This window comes from Pedobacter deserti (genome assembly GCF_024436415.1).
Classification (GTDB): Bacteria; Bacteroidota; Bacteroidia; order Sphingobacteriales; family Sphingobacteriaceae; genus Pedobacter; species Pedobacter faecalis.
Genome location: NZ_JAFMZQ010000001.1, coordinates 2,699,460 through 2,718,752 on the forward strand (window position 1 = coordinate 2,699,460; position 19,293 = coordinate 2,718,752).

Sequence of the window (19,293 nt, forward strand, 5' to 3'; positions counted from 1 at the left end):
AATCATTATAGTTATGGCAACACAAAACAAAATAGCCTTGGTAACCGGCGGCAGCCGCGGACTTGGCAAAGACATGGTCATCAATCTGGCTAAACAGAACATCGACGTCTTGTTTACCTATCACAGCAATAAGGCAGCAGCCGATGAGGTTGTGGCAGAGGTTAAGGCATTAGGGCCACAGGCCTCGGCCTTTCAACTGGATACCGGCGACATTAAATCCTTCGATCCTTTTTATGAAGAAGTGTCGGCTTATCTTAACCAGACATACGGCGTTTCCAGGTTCGACTTTCTGGTCAACAATGCCGGAACAGCGCTTTACGCTCCATTTGCTGAAACCACTGAGGAACAGTTCGATACAGCACTTAACATTCACTATAAAGGGGTTTTCTTCTTGACACAGAAAGCTTTACCTTTACTTAATGATGGGGGCCGCATCATAAATATCTCTTCCGGACTGGCCAGGTTTGCTTTTGCGGGCTCCTCTGCTTACGGTTCAATGAAGGGGGCAATTGAAGTGCTTACCCGCTACCTGGCCAAAGAGCTTGGTCCGCGCCGCATCACTGCAAATGTTGTGGCTCCGGGGGCAATTGCTACAGACTTTGGCGGAGGCCGGGTACGGGACGATAAGGACATGAACGCACACATTGCCGGGGTTACCGCATTAGGGCGGGTGGGCCAACCTGAAGATATCGGCGGCGTTGTCGCCTTTCTATGCACCGAAGAGGCCAGATGGATCAATGCCCAGCGTATAGAGGTTTCGGGCGGAACCCTGATTTAGGCACTATGTCGTTTTTGGAAGTTCCCGGATAGCCCGCCTTAGCATCGCGCACTTTTACGTATATTTACGGTAGCTTTAAGTATTTACCGTAAAAACCCGATTGCCAGCCGTCTTGTTCTTTTTATGGATTATTAATTGAAAGATTATGGCGAAGAACAAGAACGGTTTTACACCGCTAAAAGGAAAACCCTCAGGGAACGGCCGGGAAGGCCACCAGTTAAGCGATGCCTTCGGAAGCAGCAATCCTGAACGCGACATCGAGATCACCGAAAAGTACCTCGATGAGAATGAGGAGCCTGCCGCGAGTATTCGTATTAATAACCCTAACAGGCATATTAAACGAAACGGCGGAGGCTCCCCTTCGGCACAAACAGCGGATATGGAAATTCCGGAAATGGATATGCTTACCCGCGAACTATTCGACGAGCTGTCGGGCCATGCCGCAGAACATTGTATTTCGATGTTCCTGCCCACCCATCAGTCGGGCGCAGCAGTAAACGAGAAACAGGATGCCATACGGTACAAAAACGGACTGCAAAATGTGGAAGCACAGTTGGCAGGTCTGGGATTGGGCAGTAGCGAGGCGGACCGGCTGCTCCGGCCAGCTTATGAGTTCTACAGGGCCGAGCCCGTATGGAACCGGCAGTCGAAAGGCCTGGCCGTATTTATTTCCGATGGCTATTTTAAGGCGGTAACTTTGCCCTATACCGTTAAGGAAGAACAGTTCACAGGCCCTGTTTTTATGGTAACTCCCCTGCTCAATGCGATGCACGATCATCACTTCTTCCTGCTTGGGCTGAGTAAGCACGACGCAAAATTCTTCCGGGGCGACTGCTTCGGTATGGAGGAGGTTGACGTACCAGGCTTACCCAACGGTGTGGCCGACGTGGTTCACTTTGAAGAGAAGGGCGGACAGCAGCTGTTCCGTCAGGGAGGTGGAGGAAAAGGCGGCGCCAGCTTCCACGGACATGATCCTGGTCAGCCCGAAGACAAAGAAAATGTGGCGCTTTATTTCAAGGAGGTCGACCGCACACTGTTCGGCGAACAGCTGCACGATGAGCATGCGCCTCTTGTTTTAGCCGGCGTGGATTATCTGATCCCTATCTATCGTGATGCAAGCCGCTACAAACATATTGCTGAAACTTCAATAGGCGGCAATCCGGATTATAAAGACAAACATCAGCTGTTTGCCGAGGTATACCCGATCGTAAAACCTTACTTTGACGAGCCTGTACGTAAAGCGCTTGAAAATTATTATAACCAGATCGCCACCTCACTCACCTCTTCTATGCCCGAGTCGGTAATCCCGGCCAGTTATTATGGCAAGGTGTCCACATTGTTTATCTGCCGCGATGCACACATTTGGGGGAGCTTTGATGAGATGGAAAACCGCCTGGAGATTCATGACGAGCGCCAGCCTGGAGACGTGTGCCTGATTGGCCAGTCTGCCATTAAGGTGATCCAGAACGGCGGTACCGTGCATGTACTCAACACCGAAAAGATGCCACGGGAAGCTGTGATGGCTGCCACAATGCGCTTCTAACGGCTTATAGTTTTAAACTATAACGCTATAGAAATTAATGTTTTGTGATTCGTTTCCATTTCAGGTAATTTTATGATGCAACATTAGAATGCTTAACTCATTTGATCATTCAGTAAAATCATAATCATGGAAAACGAATCACAAGACATCAGTAAATGCCCGTTCCATAACGGTAGTATGAAGCAGAATGCCGGCGGCGGCGGTACTCGTAACCGCGACTGGTGGCCCAATCAGCTTAAGTTAAATATTCTTCGTCAGCATTCGTCGCTGTCGGACCCTATGGATCCGGACTTCGACTATGCCGAGGAGTTTAAAACGCTTGATCTGGAAGCATTGAAGCAGGATCTTCATGCGTTGATGACCGACTCGCAGGATTGGTGGCCGGCTGATTTTGGCCATTACGGGCCTTTGTTCATCCGGATGGCCTGGCACAGTGCTGGTACATACCGGGTGCACGATGGTCGCGGCGGCGGCGGTGCCGGACAGCAGCGATTTGCCCCGCTGAACAGTTGGCCGGATAATGTCAGTCTGGATAAGGCCCGCAGGCTCCTCTGGCCTATCAAGCAAAAGTATGGGCGCAAGATCTCCTGGGCCGACCTGCTGATCCTTACCGGCAACGTAGCGCTGGAATCCATGGGTTTTAAAACTTTCGGCTTTGCTGGAGGTCGTGCCGATGTATGGGAGCCTCAGGAGGATGTTTACTGGGGATCAGAGAAAACATGGCTCGGCGGCGATCTGCGATATTCGCACGGGTCTGAGGGTGTAGCGCCGCACTCGGTGCTGGTGTCTGATGATGACGCCGATGGAAAAATACACTCCCGCGATCTGGAAAAACCACTTGCTGCAGTGCAGATGGGCTTGATTTACGTAAACCCCGAAGGTCCGGATGGCAACCCCGATCCTATCGCAGCCGCTAAGGACATCCGGGATACTTTTGGCCGTATGGCTATGGACGATGAGGAAACTGTTGCGCTTATAGCCGGCGGACATAGTTTCGGTAAGACCCACGGTGCTGCACCATCGGCCCATGTGGGCAATGAACCGGAAGCCTCAGATCTGGAAATGCAAGGACTAGGATGGAAAAACAATTATGGTACAGGCAAGGGTGCAGACACAATTACCAGCGGTTTGGAGGTTACCTGGACCAAAACACCTACGCAGTGGAGCAATAACTTTTTTGAAAACCTGTTTGGATTTGAATGGCAGCTTTCAAAGAGTCCGGCCGGTGCACATCAATGGATAGCAACCAACGCTGAACGCATTATTCCTGACGCCCATGACGGTTCAAAGCAGCACTTTCCTACCATGCTCACCACCGATTTGTCGTTACGCTTTGATCCGGTTTATGAAAAAATATCGCGCCGCTTTCTGGAAGATCCGGATGCCTTCGCAGATGCCTTTGCACGTGCGTGGTTTAAACTTACGCACCGGGATATGGGCCCGCGGTCAAGGTATCTCGGTCCGGATGTACCTGCAGAAGAACTGATCTGGCAGGATCCCGTTCCGGCGGTCGACCATGTACTGATCGATGCGCAGGATATCAACGACCTGAAAGCACGGATCCTCGAATCAGGACTAAGCATTTCCGAACTGATCTCTACCGCATGGGCTTCGGCCTCTACTTTCCGGGGCTCCGACAAGCGTGGTGGTGCTAATGGTGCACGCATCCGGCTGGCGCCTCAACGTTACTGGCAGGTTAACAACCCGGCTCAACTGCAAAAAGTGCTTGATGTGCTGACCGGCATTCAGCAGGAATTTAATACTGCGCAGTTGACCGGAAAAAAGGTATCCCTCGCCGATCTGATCGTGCTTGGCGGTAGTGCCGCGGTAGAAAAAGCCGCCCTGCAGGCTGGTCACGCAATCAGCGTTCCTTTCAGTCCGGGCCGTACAGACGCTACCCAGGACCAAACTGATGTGCACTCTATGGGCTTTTTAGAGCCGGCTGCCGATGGCTTCCGCAATTACCGGAGATCCGTTTCAAGCGTGTCTACTGAAGCGCTGCTCATTGACAAGGCCCAACTGCTTACACTTACGGCGCCTGAGCTTACGGTGTTGGTAGGCGGATTACGTGTTCTTGAAGCGAATTACGATGGCTCAAAACATGGTGTATTTACTTCAAGACCAGGCGTATTGAGTACCGACTTCTTTGTGAACCTGCTCGACATGAGCACCGCATGGAAGGCAGTTGGCCCAGATAAAGAACTTTATCAGGGAAGCGATCGCAGTACAGGCGAGCTAAGATGGACGGCGACCCGTGCCGATCTGGTATTCGGATCGAACTCAGAACTGCGTGCTGTAGCAGAGGTGTACGCAAGTGCCGATGCGGATGGCAAATTTGTCCGTGACTTCGTTGCTGCCTGGACTAAAGTAATGAACCTTGACAGGTTTGACCTGAAACAGGCAAAATAGCTTTTTAGGAATTATTTCGCTATCATTGGCCGTATAACGCAACATGCGGCCAATGGCGAAATATTCTACATACAGCGAGGAGGAACTTGTGGCATTACTGCGACAGGGAAATCATTCCGCTTATCTGGAAATATACGACAGGTTTAAGTCGCCACTGCAGCAACACGCCTATAAGAAACTTGGCAATGCGCAGGATGTGGAAGACGTTATTCAGGAGCTGTTTACCGAACTATGGCATAAACGCGAAGCCCTACACCTCACGACAGGACTTCCCGGTTATCTTTTCAGAGCAGTCAGAAACCGCTCGCTAAACCTGATCTATAAGCGCAGGAAGGAACATCATTACCTCGACTCACTTGAAGAATTCATCAGTGAGGGCAATTACCTCATAGACCTGCAGATACGCGAGGCCGAATTTGCGGCACAAATACAAAAGGAGATCGACGCGCTCCCACCGCGGATGCGGCAGGTGTTCGATCTGAGTCGCAACCAGGGTCTTTCCCATAAACAGATTGCTGCGCAACTAGGTACTTCTGAAACAACAGTAGCCAAGCAAATGACCAATGTGTTAAAGGTATTGCGGGAGAAACTTGGTAAGTTGTATTTCATCGTTTTTCTTATTCCCTGATTTTTTTGCAGTTTTTTTTCAAGTGCAATACTTGTATGGCCCGCGTTGTTTGTCTTAGGTATGAACATGGCAGATAAAAGCATGTTGCCCCTGGATGAAATCATCGGAGAAACTACTACACAAATATTTGAACGACGAAGCAGACGCTGCCGAACGGGAAATCGTAGAGCAATGGTATGATGCGCTTGAAGTACCCGATGTTTCGGGATTGAATGACCAGCAAAAACTTGTGCAACTGGCCGCCATCAGGTCGCAATTGCCCGGCTACGCCAAACATATACCATTATGGCCGCGGTGGATGGCTGCAGCTGTGGCTATAGTGGTGCTGGTCGTCGGACTCTTCTACTATCAGGCCAACAGATCGCAAATCTCTGAAAACCCTCTATCTGCGCAGCATATCAAACCTGGAAAAACCGGCGCCACGCTTACGCTGTCTGACGGCAGGAAGATCCGCCTGGATGAGGTCGCTGAAGGTGAAATTGCAAAAGAGGCCGGCATCCGTGTTACCAAGACCGCCGATGGCGGAATTGCTTACGAAATCATAGGTCATGATTTTGGCAAGGGCCAGTTAAACAAGCTGACCACAGCGCGAGGCGAATCTTTTGAGCTCACGCTGCCTGACAAGTCGAAAGTTTGGCTGAATGCTGCTTCTGAACTTACTTATCAGGCCGCTCTTGGTGCAGATACACGACGGGTAAGATTGACCGGAGAGGCCTATTTTAAAATAGCCAGGGACGAAAAGCGGCCCTTTATAGTGGAAAGCGGATCGCAGCAGGTGGAAGTACTCGGCACGGCTTTCAATGTAAACGCTTATGCAGACGAACCCGTGATCAGGACTACGCTTATTGAGGGCAGTGTGAAGCTGGCCGACAGAAACAGCAGCGCGATGCTCGTTCCGGGTCAGCAGGCTACCAATCGTAACGGTACAGTCAGCATTTCAACAGCAAATACGGCACTTGCAACGGCCTGGAAAGACAACAATTTCGCTTTCGACCGCCTGAGCATCGGACAAATTATGCGTATGATCTCCCGCTGGTACAATGTGGAGGTCGTATACGAGGGAAAGGTTCCGTCTGAGTTGTTCTGGGGTTCAGTATCTCGGTTCAACGATGTATCGGAGGTTTTACGCCCGCTGGAAAAGACGGGACATGCACGCTTCCGCATTGAAGGAAGAACAATTTACGTAAGGGATAATTAACTGATTAGACAACCAAACAACACCACATGAAAGAAAAACTACAAAAGTGCGGCTAAACCAGCCCCCGGCAGAAGTAAAGAACCAATTCCCCGTTTGCGCAGGGAACTGGTCTGAAAGCCGGACCCGCTAATTTATTTCAATCAACGTTTAACCGCAGTTGCCCAATGATTTCGAGACACAAGGCATACTGCTAAAACCAGCTAAACAAATGTATAAAAAAGATACTACTCATTGGGGTATGCTGAGCGCATATGCCCGTAAAATTTGGCTCATTATGCGACTAACCACCGTAATCTTAATTGTCGCCATCGTGCAGGTCAGCGCTACTGGCTTTGCTCAAAAAATCAGTCTGACCAGATCGAACGCTTCCCTTGAATCGGTGATCAACGAACTGAGGGTGCAGAGCGGATACAATTTCATTGCCACCGGCGATGTGCTGGACAAGGCCAGACTCGTTAGCATCGATGTGAGGAACAAGGACTTCCGCCTCGTGCTGGAACAGATTTTCGAAAAACAACCGATCAGCTACGACATTGAAAACAACACAGTGACCTTGAAAACACGGGAAGCGAGCTTGCTCGATAATTTGATTTCCCGTTTCAGGTCCATTGATATACGCGGGCGTGTTACCGACGATAAAGGTCAGCCCCTGCCCGGAGTGACTATTTTGGTGAAGGGGACGCAACGGGGAACACTCACAGCCGCCGATGGAAGCTACCAGATCAAGGCAGACGACGGAGAGATTCTTGTGTTTAGCTACCTGGGATTTATGGAAGCAGAGCTGACGGTTGGCAGGCAAAACAGTTACGACCTGCAGATGAAACCGACCAGCATTGAGCTCGGCACGGTTGAACTGGTGTCTACAGGCTACCAGACCCTGCCGAAAGAACGTGCGACCGGTTCATTTGAACGAATTAACCAGCAGACGCTCGACCGGAAGATCAGTCAGAACGTATTTTCAAAAATTGAAGGTGAAGTAGCCGGTGTAACCACAGATGCCAACGGACGCTTTATTATAAGGGGACTTAGTTCGATAAGGGCAAACACCGATCCGCTGATTGTGGTAGACGGATTTCCGGTAGAGCAAGGTGCAAATACGATCAATACGACGGATGTGGAGAGCATCGTTGTACTAAAGGATGCCTCCGCCGCATCGATATGGGGTATACGGGCAGCCAACGGTGTCATCGTGATTACCACCAAGAAGGCCGCCAGGAATGGGAAGCTCAATGTGAGCGGGTCGGTAAACACTGCATTTACCCCGAAACCAGATCTTTTTGCCGTGCCCCTTGGCGATGCCGCTACACAGGTAGCCTACCACAGGGCCATGTATGAAGTGGGTGGCTATTATCTTGCTTCGCAGTTATACTCCGGCGTACTGAGCGGCAGCTCTGGCCGGGTCTTGAACCCGGTGGGTGAAACTCTGTTGCTGCGCGACCGGGGGGACATTACTGCTGAAGAGGCTGAAAGTCGCCTGCAAGACCTTGCCAATACGGATATACGAAAAGAATACAGGGATTTAATTCAGCAAACCGAGGCATGGCGACAGTACAATGTTTCGGTATCTGGTGGCAGCAAGAACTATGACTTTGTAACTTCGGCAAGCTATAACGGGAACGACAAAGAGTTTGTAACAACCGGCGCCAGGCAGTACCTGCTAAATTTTGCAAACACCTTTAATCCGGTTAGCCGCCTGAAGATAGACGGATCACTCAATTTTTCGCAGTCGAAGGAAAATTTTCCGGCTTCAACCACCGCCGACGGCATACCTTCTGTAGGTGTTAATACCCATACTACCTTTCTCAATAACGTGCCTCTAAACGGCCGCATCCTGGACGAATCGGGAAATTATGTGCCTATGGAGAGCATATTGAGTTTTGGCAAACAAAGTTCAGACCTGGCGTTATCGCGCGGCTTTCCATATGCCTGGACTTACAATATTAAGCAGGAACTTGAAAACACAAACAATACGCTACGCGAAACAGCGCTGCGCCTGCAGACCGGTGCCACTTATAACTTTATGAAGGGCCTTGATTTCAGTATGAAATATCAATATGAATGGGCGCAGCAGAATACCTCGGACCTGCACAACGAGCAAACGCTGTTTACCCGCTCACGGGTAAATATGTTCAGTAAACTGACTAATGGTGTCGTTTCAGGATACAACATCGATCCAGGGGCTATCCTCGATACAGACCTGCGTAATCAGAGAGCGCACACCTTCCGCAGTCAGCTGAACTTCGACAGATCATTCGGAGATGGCAAGCATCAGGTGGTCGCTATAGCGGGTTACGAAGTGCGTAAAACGCTGTTCGACCGGGCTACCGACAGGAAATACGGTTATAATGAACAGTCACTTACTTCTATCAGACCAGATTACAGGCCAACTGTAACCCCCGCTGTTTCGCTGACGACGATCACCACGGTTCCGCCTAACACTATCAATGAGTATATCGAAAACCGCTTTATTTCATACTATGCCAATGGTGCCTATACGTACGACAACCGTTATACGGTTTCGGCCAGTACGCGTTTGGATGACACCAACTTGTTCGGCACGTCCGACAAGTACAAAAACATCCCCCTGTACTCTTTTGGCTTCAAGTGGAACGTTTATAACGAGTTTCTGAAAGGCAGCGAGGTGGTGGATGATATGCAGTTCCGGACCACCTATGGTACGAATGGTAACGTAGACCGCAGCACCAGCCCCTTTTTACAGGCTAAGATTAAGCGTGGCTTCCCTCCTTTCAATGGCATGAGCGCCGATATCATCAGTGTTCCTAACCCTGAACTTCGCCTGGAAAAAACACGGACACTGAATGTTGGCGCAGATTTTTCCTTGTTTAACAGATTTATCAGCGGAAGCGCGGAATACTATGTAAAGAACAGCGAAGACCTTTTGGCCTTTACGACGTTGAACCCCACGCTTGGCGTAACTGGCGCTCTGATTAATAATGGCACGCTCCGTAATGAGGGCTTCGACCTAAACCTGCGGTTCAGAGTGCTTGAAAACAGCCAGTTCAGCTATTATACCACCGGAATCTTCAGCGTAAATAAGAATACGCTCAAAAAGGTGGATGTACCCAATAAGCAGATATTTGAATACGTAAACGGGACCGTTGCTGAGTCGGGAGCGGCTTTGCGTACCATCTACAGTTATCAGTATAAAGGGCTGGATGCCAAGGGTGCACCGCAGTTTGCGAACGAACTCGGTCAGATCGTAGATGTCAAAACTTTCATTAACAGTACCGAAGCACTGGTTAAACATGGTTCTCTCATTCCAAAGTTCTATGGCTCCTGGATCAATAGTTTCTCTTACCGCAACGTTTATATGAGGGCGCTGACCACCTTTAAGGCGGGACATGTGTTTCGCTATGCAAGGAATAATAACGTGACGTACATACCGGCTGTGTCTGTAAAGGCGCCATGGTCGAACGTGACGGCCGACTTTAATCAACGCTGGCAAAATCCAGGCGATGAGCATTTTACAGACATTCCTGCACTTCCTACACTTGCAGACAGGCAGCAGTCGACCGGGTACGATTACTACCGGGACGCGGATAAATTTGTCGACAATGCTTCGTTTATCCGCCTGAGTCAGTTGAACCTGGGATACAGTTTGGGCAAGAAGATGACAGACCGCCTGGGCCTGACGGCTTTGCAGATTGGTTTGCAGGCTGACAACCTTGCCGTGTGGAATTTTAACAAATGGGATGTTGACCCGGAGAGCAACTTTATTCCGGTGACACCAACCTACACTTTGAATGTTTCGATCTCATTTTAATCTACAGCTATGAAAAAAAGTATTTATACAATCATGATGTTATTCGCCGTGCTAGTGTTTGCATCGTGCAAACGCGAGGAGTTCCTGGACGTAAAGCCGAGGGGCATCGTAATTCCCTCTACCCTTGCCGATTTCAGGTTGATCCTGGATAACGTTGTATCGGCAGCCGCCAGTGGTTCAGTAACCTCTGGTTTATCGGCGAAACACCAGAGTACGGCGCTGATGACAGACAATACAACGCTTACGCCTGAGCTTACGCTTGCACTGTTTAAGCAGGATTATGAGGTAAGAGCCTATATGTTTGAAGACGCAATTTATGGGCCGACAGAGGACGATCTTGATTGGAACCGCTACTACCAGCATATTTACGTAGCTAATGTGATTCTGGACGGGCTGGAAGATATAGCTGGCCAGTCGGCCGAGAAATCACTACTGGAGGCGGAAGCCCGCCTGCACAGAGCTTATGCTTACCTGCATTTGGTAAACATGTATGCGCCACACTATAACGCTGCTACTGCAGGCAGTGATTTGGGTGTACCGATAAGGGAGGGTATTCAGCTCTCTAACGTAGACCTTACCAGGGCATCGGTACAAGCGGTATACGACCTGGTTATTGCTGATCTGACTTTTGGCACGCAGAACCTTGCGGATAAACAGCCGGGCACTTTGCAGTTCCGGCCTTCAAAGGCTGCGGCATTCGGACTGCTTGCCAGAACTTATCTGTACCAGGCAAAATATTCCGATGCGCTCGCCGCAGCAGAGAGCGCATTGAAATTGCAGGGTACGATCAGGGATATTAATACAGATCCCATGTCGATGTTCGCGCCGGGCGTTCGTGTGTTTCCGAACCAGGTTAATGATCCGGAGATCATTTGGTACAAGGATCAGGGCGGGCTGTTCCTCAGTGCTGTCTCCGGCGAACTGCTCAACCTCTACGAAACGGGTGATCTGAGAAAAGAATGGTACAGTACGGTTCGAAATCATTTGATTCTGGGCAGCAATGCAGAGGGTACCATTTACGCTGCACAACTTGTCGCAAACAATACGTCTTCCGGCGTCCGTACCTCGGAACTGCTTTTAATCCATGCCGAATGTAACGCAAGGTTGGGTAAGATACCAGAAGCCAATAAGGATCTTAATGAGCTGAGGAAGAAGCGCTTTAAGCCGGCAAATTATACCGATATAAACATTTCCGACCCGGGAGCGCTGCTCCGGTTTGTAAAAGCTGAGCGCCGTCGCGAAATGGCTGCGGATGCAGAGCGATTGTTTGATATAAAACGCTATAATCTTTTGGATCAGGACGGTATTTCTGTAACCAGGACATATAACGGGAAGACCATTACCGTGGGACCAACCAGTAAAAAGTGGATACTACCGATAGCAACAAAATACATCCAGATCAATCCGGAGATTAAGCCTAACCCGCGCGATTAAAAACAAAATGATTTTACTATGAAGACTATAAAACAACTGATACTGGCAATATGCCTCCTGACCACCGCCTATGCAAAGGCGCAGACTAAAGATTATGTAGTGTTTTCCGGAAAGATAGAAAACGCTACGAACCATGAACTTATATTATTTGACGTTTACAATAATAAAAAAACGATCATGGTTGACCAGACCGGCCGGTTTAAGGACACGGTGCATGTAATCACCGCAGGACATTATCGTTTTTATGATAATAAAGACAAGCTGGCCATTTACCTTGAGAATGGAAAAGACCTGACGGTTGCCTATGATGCGAAGAACTTTGACGGAAGCATCCGTTTTTCAGGACCTGGAGCCGCGCCAAACAATTACATACGCAGAAAAGAGGAGATCAGGAAGCAGCACGAACAGAAACCTCTTGCTGACGGGGCATCAAATGTTTTTACCTTGAGCGAGGCTAGCTTTAAAGCACATTATTCTGATATGAAGAAGGCGATGCTTGGGGAATTGTCGGCCACCGCCGGGCTGTCTGACCAATATAAAAAGCTGGAAGCAAGAAACATCAATTATGAGTATCTATACTTTTTAAGTCAGTATGAAGCGGTTCAGGTGAATCATATGAAAAAACCAGATTTTAAGGCTTCGAAAGCCATGACTGAAGAATTAGAAGGGTTTGATGCCACAAATCAGGCTGATTTTCTGTTTTCTGATATGTATCGTAATATCATCCAAAGTATGTACTACGAAGATGCCGGCAAGAAGAGCATCGCTGAAGGAATTCCAAGGGATGTTACCTACCTCAAGCTAGTTTCTACGATCGACAATGCTTTTATCCGTGACTATTTGCTATACAGATTTGCTGCATCGTATTTCAACTATACGACGGATCGGGAGGGCTTCTACAACGCATTCATGAAAGGCTCTTCCAATGAGGCTGATAAAACTAAAATTACGAAGATGCGCGATGCAATAAACAGCCTGGTCGTAAACGCTCCCTCGCCTAAGTTTGTGAATTATGAGAATTATGCCGGCGGTACCTCCTCTCTGGACGATTTTAAGGGAAAATACCTGTTCATAGATGTGTGGGCAACCTGGTGTGGTCCCTGCATTTATGAAATGCCTTTTTTAGATAAGCTAGAGGACGGCTATAAGGGGAAGAACATTACGTTTATAACCCTTTCTATTGATAAAAAAACCGATCGGCAAAAATGGAAGGACTATGTTAAAGAAAAGAATCTCGACGGCGTACAGCTACTTGCCGATGATGCTTTCAACTCGGCTTTCATTAAGGCGTATAACATCACCGGCATTCCGAGATTTTTAATTATTGATCCTAAGGGTAATATTGTGTCTACCAATGCACCAAGGCCTTCGGATCCGAAACTGAAGGAACTGCTGGATAGTTTGCCGTTGTAGGATATCTTCTTCTTCCTAAGCTGATTTGCATTTGTTATGCATCAGCTTAGGATTTTTTTTTTAACTTGCACGTAACAGCTATATTTAATGAAAACGCATCTCCACCATTACCTGCTAGTTTTTGTCAGCTTGCTTGTCTTTTTTAGCTGTAAAAAAGATGAGGACGGCCTTGAGCCAGTTGTTGAGACTGTATTGATAGAGGCAGAGTCGTCGACTACACTTGTATTTAGCGGAAATCTTATATCTACAAAGAATACCGGTGTACAGGATTTAGGCTTTATTTATTCTCACGATGCCAAGCCCGATGAAAAGAATGGAGTCAAGATTTCCCTGGGCAGTAAAGTTAAAAGTGGAGCTTTTAACACAACGGTAAAGAACCTCAGACTTAACGAAGATTTCGGTTATCCGAGAACAGTTTACGGGATGGCCTATGTTAAACATAAAAAGGGGACAACTTTCGGCAATGTACTGAAGCTGACCATGCCAATGCCTGCTATCAGCAGAATTTCTCCTGCGGCGGCAAAATCAGGGGATGTAGTGAAAATCTCCGGTAAGTTTAATCACCCGCAACTGGCCGAGGTACGGGTACTGTTCGAAGATAACTCTGCCAAGGTGATTTCGGCTACTGATACAGAAATTAGCGTAGAAGTTCCCTCTGGCCTAAAAACAATCCATGGCATGCAGGCAAAGGTAACCGTTTTGATCGGCGATATTCCAGCGATCAAATACCTCACTATTCTCGCAAATATTTTGGATTACTCACCTAAGGAGGGGCCAATGGGCTCAATACTCACTATTACAGGCGAGAACATGCTGAATAGTTACCGACAGGAAACCGATATTAATCAGTTTACGATTCTTTTCGGAAACCGGCAGCCCTACTTTCTTGTCGGTAATACTATGAGGATCCAGGTACCCTCTGGCATTTCCGGGAAAGTTCCGTTATCCGTTTCGTATCATGGACAGACCATCAACCTTCCCGAGTTCACTGTATACGCACCAAAGATTAAGGAAATGACATCTGAGCCAGTTTTCCCAGGGTCCCGACTAAAAGTTGATATTGAAAACTATGAACTACTTAACGGTCCTGCAGAGGATGCGCCGAAGGTCAGGCTGGGCGACGGAGCATACATCCCTATAAATTATCATGGAAGGAACAATTACTTTTTCCCCGTGCCGGGGAATATAAAGCCAGGGACCTACGACCTAACTTTAAAGTTAGGCAGTCTGGAACTGCATGGATCTTCCAGGATTACTGTAAAGCCATTTTTCGTAACCGGTTTTTCACCTGCTTCAGGCGGTCCGGGAACCGTTATTAACATCGAGGGAACGTTTGAGAAGGATAGATTTTACCTGGTTAACTTTGGAGAGATTAAGGATGGAGCAGTAGCGCAGTCGGCCACTCATTTACAGATTGCAGTGCCTTACTCAACCTTTGTCGGAAAAGTAAAGCTATCTGTTAATATACAGGAGAATCTATTTACCGCACCGGGCGAATTTGAGATCACAAGACGTCAGTAGTTCTTATTCCCGCCATGCCTTTTTCTTCGGTTAAGCTCCGATAAGTACTTTTTTTTGCTAAATTTAGGTTCATTCCTAACCAATGATAATTTATTTGAACGCAGATAATGGTGGTATTCATACGTCTGAAGGTAACAACGGACCCGACTTTAAACGCCACTTGGAAATTACCCAGCGCCTGGGACAAATCGGAAGCTGGGAACTGGATCTGACCAACAGCGACCCTGAAGCTCCGCAATACTGGTCGGACGAAACCTACCGGATATTGGGGTATGAACCCGGCGAGGCGAAGCCGTGTTATCGTACCTTTATGAATTCTATACATCCGGACGACTATGATAACGTTCTGGAGGCTTCGGCACTCAGCATTAAGGAAGGCAGGGAATATGATATGGAACAGCGTCATATCACCCCGGATGGTCGTATTGTGGTTACCCGAAGCGTTGCTCAGGTGATCAGAGATCAGAAAACCGGACAACCCTTGAAGTTGTGCGGCGCAATGAAAGACATTACAGAAGAAAATGAGGCACGCGAGGCCTTAGAGCGGGTCAACAGAGACCTGAGTATCTTCTTTGAAAAAGTAGATGAGGTATTGTATTCGGTAGATATGCAGCAGTACGCAGTGTTGCAGATGTCGCCCGCCTGCGAACGTGTTTACGGATACACGGTTGCTGAAATGACTGAAAATCCCTTAAGATGGTTCGAAGTAATTTTGGATGAAGATAAGCACATCATCCATGAAAGTGATCCTGTAATGCGGCGCGGCGAGATCGTAACCAACGAATACAGGATACGGCATAAGGACGGTAGTATTCGCTGGATTTGGGGGACCCTGACGCCAACGCTGGACGACAGTGGCAACCTGCTGCGTATTGACGGCGTATGCGCCGACATCAGCGCGCGCAAAAACGCAGAAATTGCTTTGATCAACAGTGAGCTCAAATTCCGCACAATGCTGGAAAACTCTTCAGACGGTGTTGCAGTTACGGACGGCAACTGGCAGCTTACATTTGCCTCAAGCTCCATGTTGCGGATTACCGGATACAGTGCTGAGGACTTACTTCACACCAACGTGTCCGCACTGGTGCACCCGAACGACCTGGAAGCCTTGCTGGAAGTTAGGGACAACCTAATGAAGAAAACAGCCGGCACTGCTCAATATACAGCAAGAATACGTCAGAAGAGTGGAAAATGGATCTGGCTGGAAGGTGTGTCACAGAACCTTCTGCATGAACCGGCCGTAAACGGCTTCGTCACGAACTTCCGTGATGTAACGGAACGCCTGTCGCACGAGGAAGCGCTTAAATCAGCAAACAGAGATTTAAAAAAAACAAATGATGAACTGGATCGCTTTGTATACAGTGTATCTCATGATTTAAGAGCTCCGCTGGCATCCCTCCTGGGCGCTATTGAATTTACTGAGACCGAAACGGATGACCCGGAAATATTAGAAAACCTGTCTATGATGAAGTTTAGCGTTCAGAAACTCGACGGCTTTATTCTCGATATTCTTGATTACTCAAGGAACTCGCGTCTGGAGGTAAAAAGCGGGCCGGTAGACCTTGAGCAAATGCTGAGCGAAACCGTGAAGAATCTTAAATTCATGAGCCAGGATAACGGACAAGTGGATGTGCGATTAAATATCCGCGGGCAGGCAATACTTCATTCGGACAGCAGCCGACTGAATACCATACTCAATAACCTCATCTCTAACGCGATAAGATATCACAATCCGGCGGCAGAAGACCCTTTCGTTTTGGTAGACGTAAGCATCGGGCCGCATGAGGCAACAATAAGAATTGCAGATAATGGAATGGGAATTGACCCTAAATACCACGATAAAGTGTTTGATATGTTTTACCGTGTATCAAAAAAATCTGTAGGCTCAGGATTAGGACTTTATATTGTAAAGGAAGCTGTCGACAAATTAAACGGTTCCATTACCCTGAAATCTGAGCCAGGCCGTGGAACAGAATTTTTATTAAAGGTACCGAATTTAAACAATGTCCAATCCGCATAAATAGCTATCTGATGAATTACAAGAAAGTATTGATTGTTGATGACGCGCAGATAGACCGCTATTTGGCGCAGAAGGTGATGAAGAAGTACGACTTTGCCAGCGATGTTATTTCGGTAGAATCGGCCATGGACGCTTTGAGTTATATCGATGCGTACAAAAATGATCCGGGGGCGCTGCCAGAGCTTATTTTTCTGGATATAAACATGCCCGAGATGAACGGTTTTGATTTCCTGGATGCATATAAGGAGTTTCCGGACTCCATAAAAAGAAAGTGCATCATCGTGATGCTGTCGTCTTCCCTGCATCCCGAAGATAAACAACGCGCGCTCGACAGCCCCTATGTATACAGGTTTCTCAGCAAACCGATCAACCCGGACAAATTGCAGGAACTGCGCGAAATAGCGAAATAAATTATTGATTGTCAGATGACGCAATTCAGCGAAAATATAAACGAACCTTTCCTCTACCATGCGCTGCAGCATATGCAGGAAGGCTATATTTTTACCAATAATCGCTGGATCATCGAAGTATTCAACGCTTCTGCCGCAAAAATATTTGAAATGGCGGGTACGGACGCTAAGGGAAAGCACTTGCTCGAAACCTGGCCTGAAATCTTTTCTCCGCTCAAATCCAAACTAGATGCTGATGCTGCGGCTAGCGAATACAGTTATGAGGTAAGCCACCGTCATTCCGGATCAGGCGATTCGGCTCTGGAAATAAGAGCGTATAAGTCGGCAGACGGAGTTGCCGTCTTTGTTAGGGATATTGAGCTGAATTCCAGTGAACAGCGGTTCAAACTCTTGGTGCAGGACGGATCAGATCTGGTCACCATTTTCGATCAGGATGGGGTTTACAAATTTGCGAGCCCCACAGCTATCAATGTCCTGGGCGTGGGGCCAGACTTGCTGATTGGCAGAAATGTGTTTGATTTCATACATCCTGATGACCGTGAAACCGCAAGGTTGCAATTTAAGCTGGTGGAAAATGAACATCGCATTATGATGCCTCCTTTCAGATATAAGCATTACAACGGCGAGATCAGATGGATGGAGACAATCATTACCAACAGACTGAAAGACCCGGTAATAAACGGCATTATAACCAACTCCCGCGATGTTACGGAAAGAATAAACCAGGAAATAGCACTAAAAAAGATACTGGAGCGGTTTAATACGGTATCGAAGGCAACGAGTGACGCCATTTGGGATCTGGATTTCGTGACAAAAACGATCACCTGGAATAAAGGATTGACCGGCTTATTCGGTTACGATCTGGAATACACCAGCATGGATTGGTGGAAAGGTAATGTGCACCCTGACGATCTGGAACCGGTGCTTGCGCATTTCAATAAAATGATTAAATCGGGCATCATCAAATCGAGGCTCGAATACCGATATCGAAGCGCAGATGGATCCTATAAAAATGTGTTTGACCGATCGTATATTCATTTTGACGAATCGGGCCTCCCAACGCGTATCATCGGATCTATGCAGGACATTACGAGTCTGAAAAAACACATTGCAGAAATCGAATTGCAAAACGCTAAACTGCGGGAAATATCTTTTATCCAGTCGCACCAGTTACGCGCGCCGCTCGCCTCCCTTATGGGCCTGATATCGCTGTTAGATCCAGAAACCAGCAGCCCTGAAGATGTCTATGAGATACTCCCCTTGCTGATGCGGTCAGCGAAAGAAGCCGATGACGTCGTGAGGGCCATCACTGAAAAGGCTTCCAGTTAGTTATGATGCCAGGACACTGGTCTTTCATTGTATTTTTATATACTTTTGCCGCAAACAATTATCACCATCATGAAGAAAACGCTTTTAAGCATTGCTGTTGCAATTGCTTCGCTCTCAGCCAGCGCACAAACCTCAGATTCCGAACAATCGTTTAAGCCCATAGCCGGGTCTGTGTCGACGGAACTTAATTTCAACCCATTCAGGGGCAACCTTAGTCTGAACAATGCCCTTAACCAGATCAAATTCAGGTATTTCGCGAAGAGCGATCTTGCACTAAGGCTTGGCCTTCACTTCAGTACTATTGATACGGTAGCTAACCGGGGCAGCTCTTACGGAACCCAAAGCACTTTTTCGAAAGATGAAAGAAAAGGAACCATCTTTGATGTGAACCTTGGCGTTGAAAAGCATTTCAAAGGAACCTCAAGGCTCTCTCCCTACATCGGGGCAGACTTTACTTTTGGTATGCGGACAGCCAGCCAGGATCTGGTCAACAATCAGGTTACTTATAACATTAAAAACGCCTGGGCAGAAACTGTTTACATTGGGCAACCTCCCTATTATACACAGCAAGTTGTTCAGCTTGCCTACAACAGATTCGGTATTACCGCTGTCGCGGGTTTCGACTTCTATCTAGCAAGAAATCTGTTCTTAGGTTATGAGTTTAACCTTAGCTATCTGAAGACAAATTACAAGCTTCCGGAGATAAAGATTACCGGCAACGGCCAGCCAGCACAGCCTCCTGTTGACGGTAAGAATGAGAGTTCGGCTTTCGGTACCTCGCTTATGAACGGTATTAGAATTGGTTACACCTTTTAAGCAGCACCGG

13 protein-coding genes are annotated in these 19,293 nt (G+C 47.8%); all 13 read left to right on the forward strand.

The annotated features are described in order from the left end of the window. Positions 1 to 13: 13 nt before the first annotated feature. On the forward strand, positions 14 to 778 hold the full coding sequence (locus tag J3P40_RS12230; protein WP_256005995.1) for an SDR family NAD(P)-dependent oxidoreductase: 765 nt from the start codon (positions 14 to 16) through the stop codon (positions 776 to 778). A 145-nt stretch (positions 779 to 923) separates the two neighbouring features. Then, positions 924 to 2,321: a baeRF7 domain-containing protein gene (locus J3P40_RS12235; protein ID WP_256005998.1), complete on the forward strand. Its 1,398-nt coding sequence runs from the start codon at positions 924 to 926 to the stop codon at positions 2,319 to 2,321. Between the two features lie 126 nt (positions 2,322 to 2,447). After that, entirely contained in the window at positions 2,448 to 4,730 is a 2,283-nt protein-coding gene (gene katG / locus J3P40_RS12240) for a catalase/peroxidase HPI (RefSeq protein WP_256006001.1), read from the forward strand. Positions 4,731 to 4,782: 52 nt separating this feature from the next. Then, a complete protein-coding gene (locus tag J3P40_RS12245) occupies positions 4,783 to 5,358 on the forward strand; it encodes an RNA polymerase sigma factor (RefSeq protein WP_256006003.1) in 576 nt (191 codons plus the stop codon). 94 nt (positions 5,359 to 5,452) lie between these two features. Continuing rightward, on the forward strand, positions 5,453 to 6,556 hold the full coding sequence (locus tag J3P40_RS12250) for a FecR family protein (RefSeq protein ID WP_256006006.1): 1,104 nt from the start codon (positions 5,453 to 5,455) through the stop codon (positions 6,554 to 6,556). Between the two features lie 208 nt (positions 6,557 to 6,764). Further along, positions 6,765 to 10,340, forward strand: coding sequence for a SusC/RagA family TonB-linked outer membrane protein (locus tag J3P40_RS12255; RefSeq protein WP_256006009.1), 3,576 nt, complete (start codon positions 6,765 to 6,767; stop codon positions 10,338 to 10,340). Between the two features lie 9 nt (positions 10,341 to 10,349). Next, a complete protein-coding gene (locus J3P40_RS12260) occupies positions 10,350 to 11,774 on the forward strand; it encodes a RagB/SusD family nutrient uptake outer membrane protein (RefSeq protein ID WP_256006012.1) in 1,425 nt (474 codons plus the stop codon). An 18-nt stretch (positions 11,775 to 11,792) separates the two neighbouring features. After that, positions 11,793 to 13,187, forward strand: coding sequence for a TlpA family protein disulfide reductase (locus J3P40_RS12265; protein WP_256006016.1), 1,395 nt, complete (start codon positions 11,793 to 11,795; stop codon positions 13,185 to 13,187). 87 nt (positions 13,188 to 13,274) lie between these two features. Next, the gene (locus J3P40_RS12270) at positions 13,275 to 14,708 is read left to right on the forward strand and encodes an IPT/TIG domain-containing protein (protein WP_256006019.1); all 1,434 of its coding nucleotides are present in this window, start codon (positions 13,275 to 13,277) and stop codon (positions 14,706 to 14,708) included. A gap of 82 nt (positions 14,709 to 14,790) precedes the next feature. Continuing rightward, on the forward strand, positions 14,791 to 16,728 hold the full coding sequence (locus J3P40_RS12275; protein ID WP_256006021.1) for a PAS domain-containing sensor histidine kinase: 1,938 nt from the start codon (positions 14,791 to 14,793) through the stop codon (positions 16,726 to 16,728). Positions 16,729 to 16,739: 11 nt separating this feature from the next. Continuing rightward, on the forward strand, positions 16,740 to 17,138 hold the full coding sequence (locus J3P40_RS12280; RefSeq protein WP_256006023.1) for a response regulator: 399 nt from the start codon (positions 16,740 to 16,742) through the stop codon (positions 17,136 to 17,138). A gap of 15 nt (positions 17,139 to 17,153) precedes the next feature. Beyond that, the gene (locus tag J3P40_RS12285; RefSeq protein WP_256006026.1) at positions 17,154 to 18,467 is read left to right on the forward strand and encodes a PAS domain S-box protein; all 1,314 of its coding nucleotides are present in this window, start codon (positions 17,154 to 17,156) and stop codon (positions 18,465 to 18,467) included. Positions 18,468 to 18,536: 69 nt separating this feature from the next. Further along, positions 18,537 to 19,283, forward strand: a complete 747-nt coding sequence (locus J3P40_RS12290) for a BT1926 family outer membrane beta-barrel protein (protein WP_256006029.1) — start codon at positions 18,537 to 18,539, stop codon at positions 19,281 to 19,283. The last annotated feature ends 10 nt before the right edge of the window (positions 19,284 to 19,293 follow it).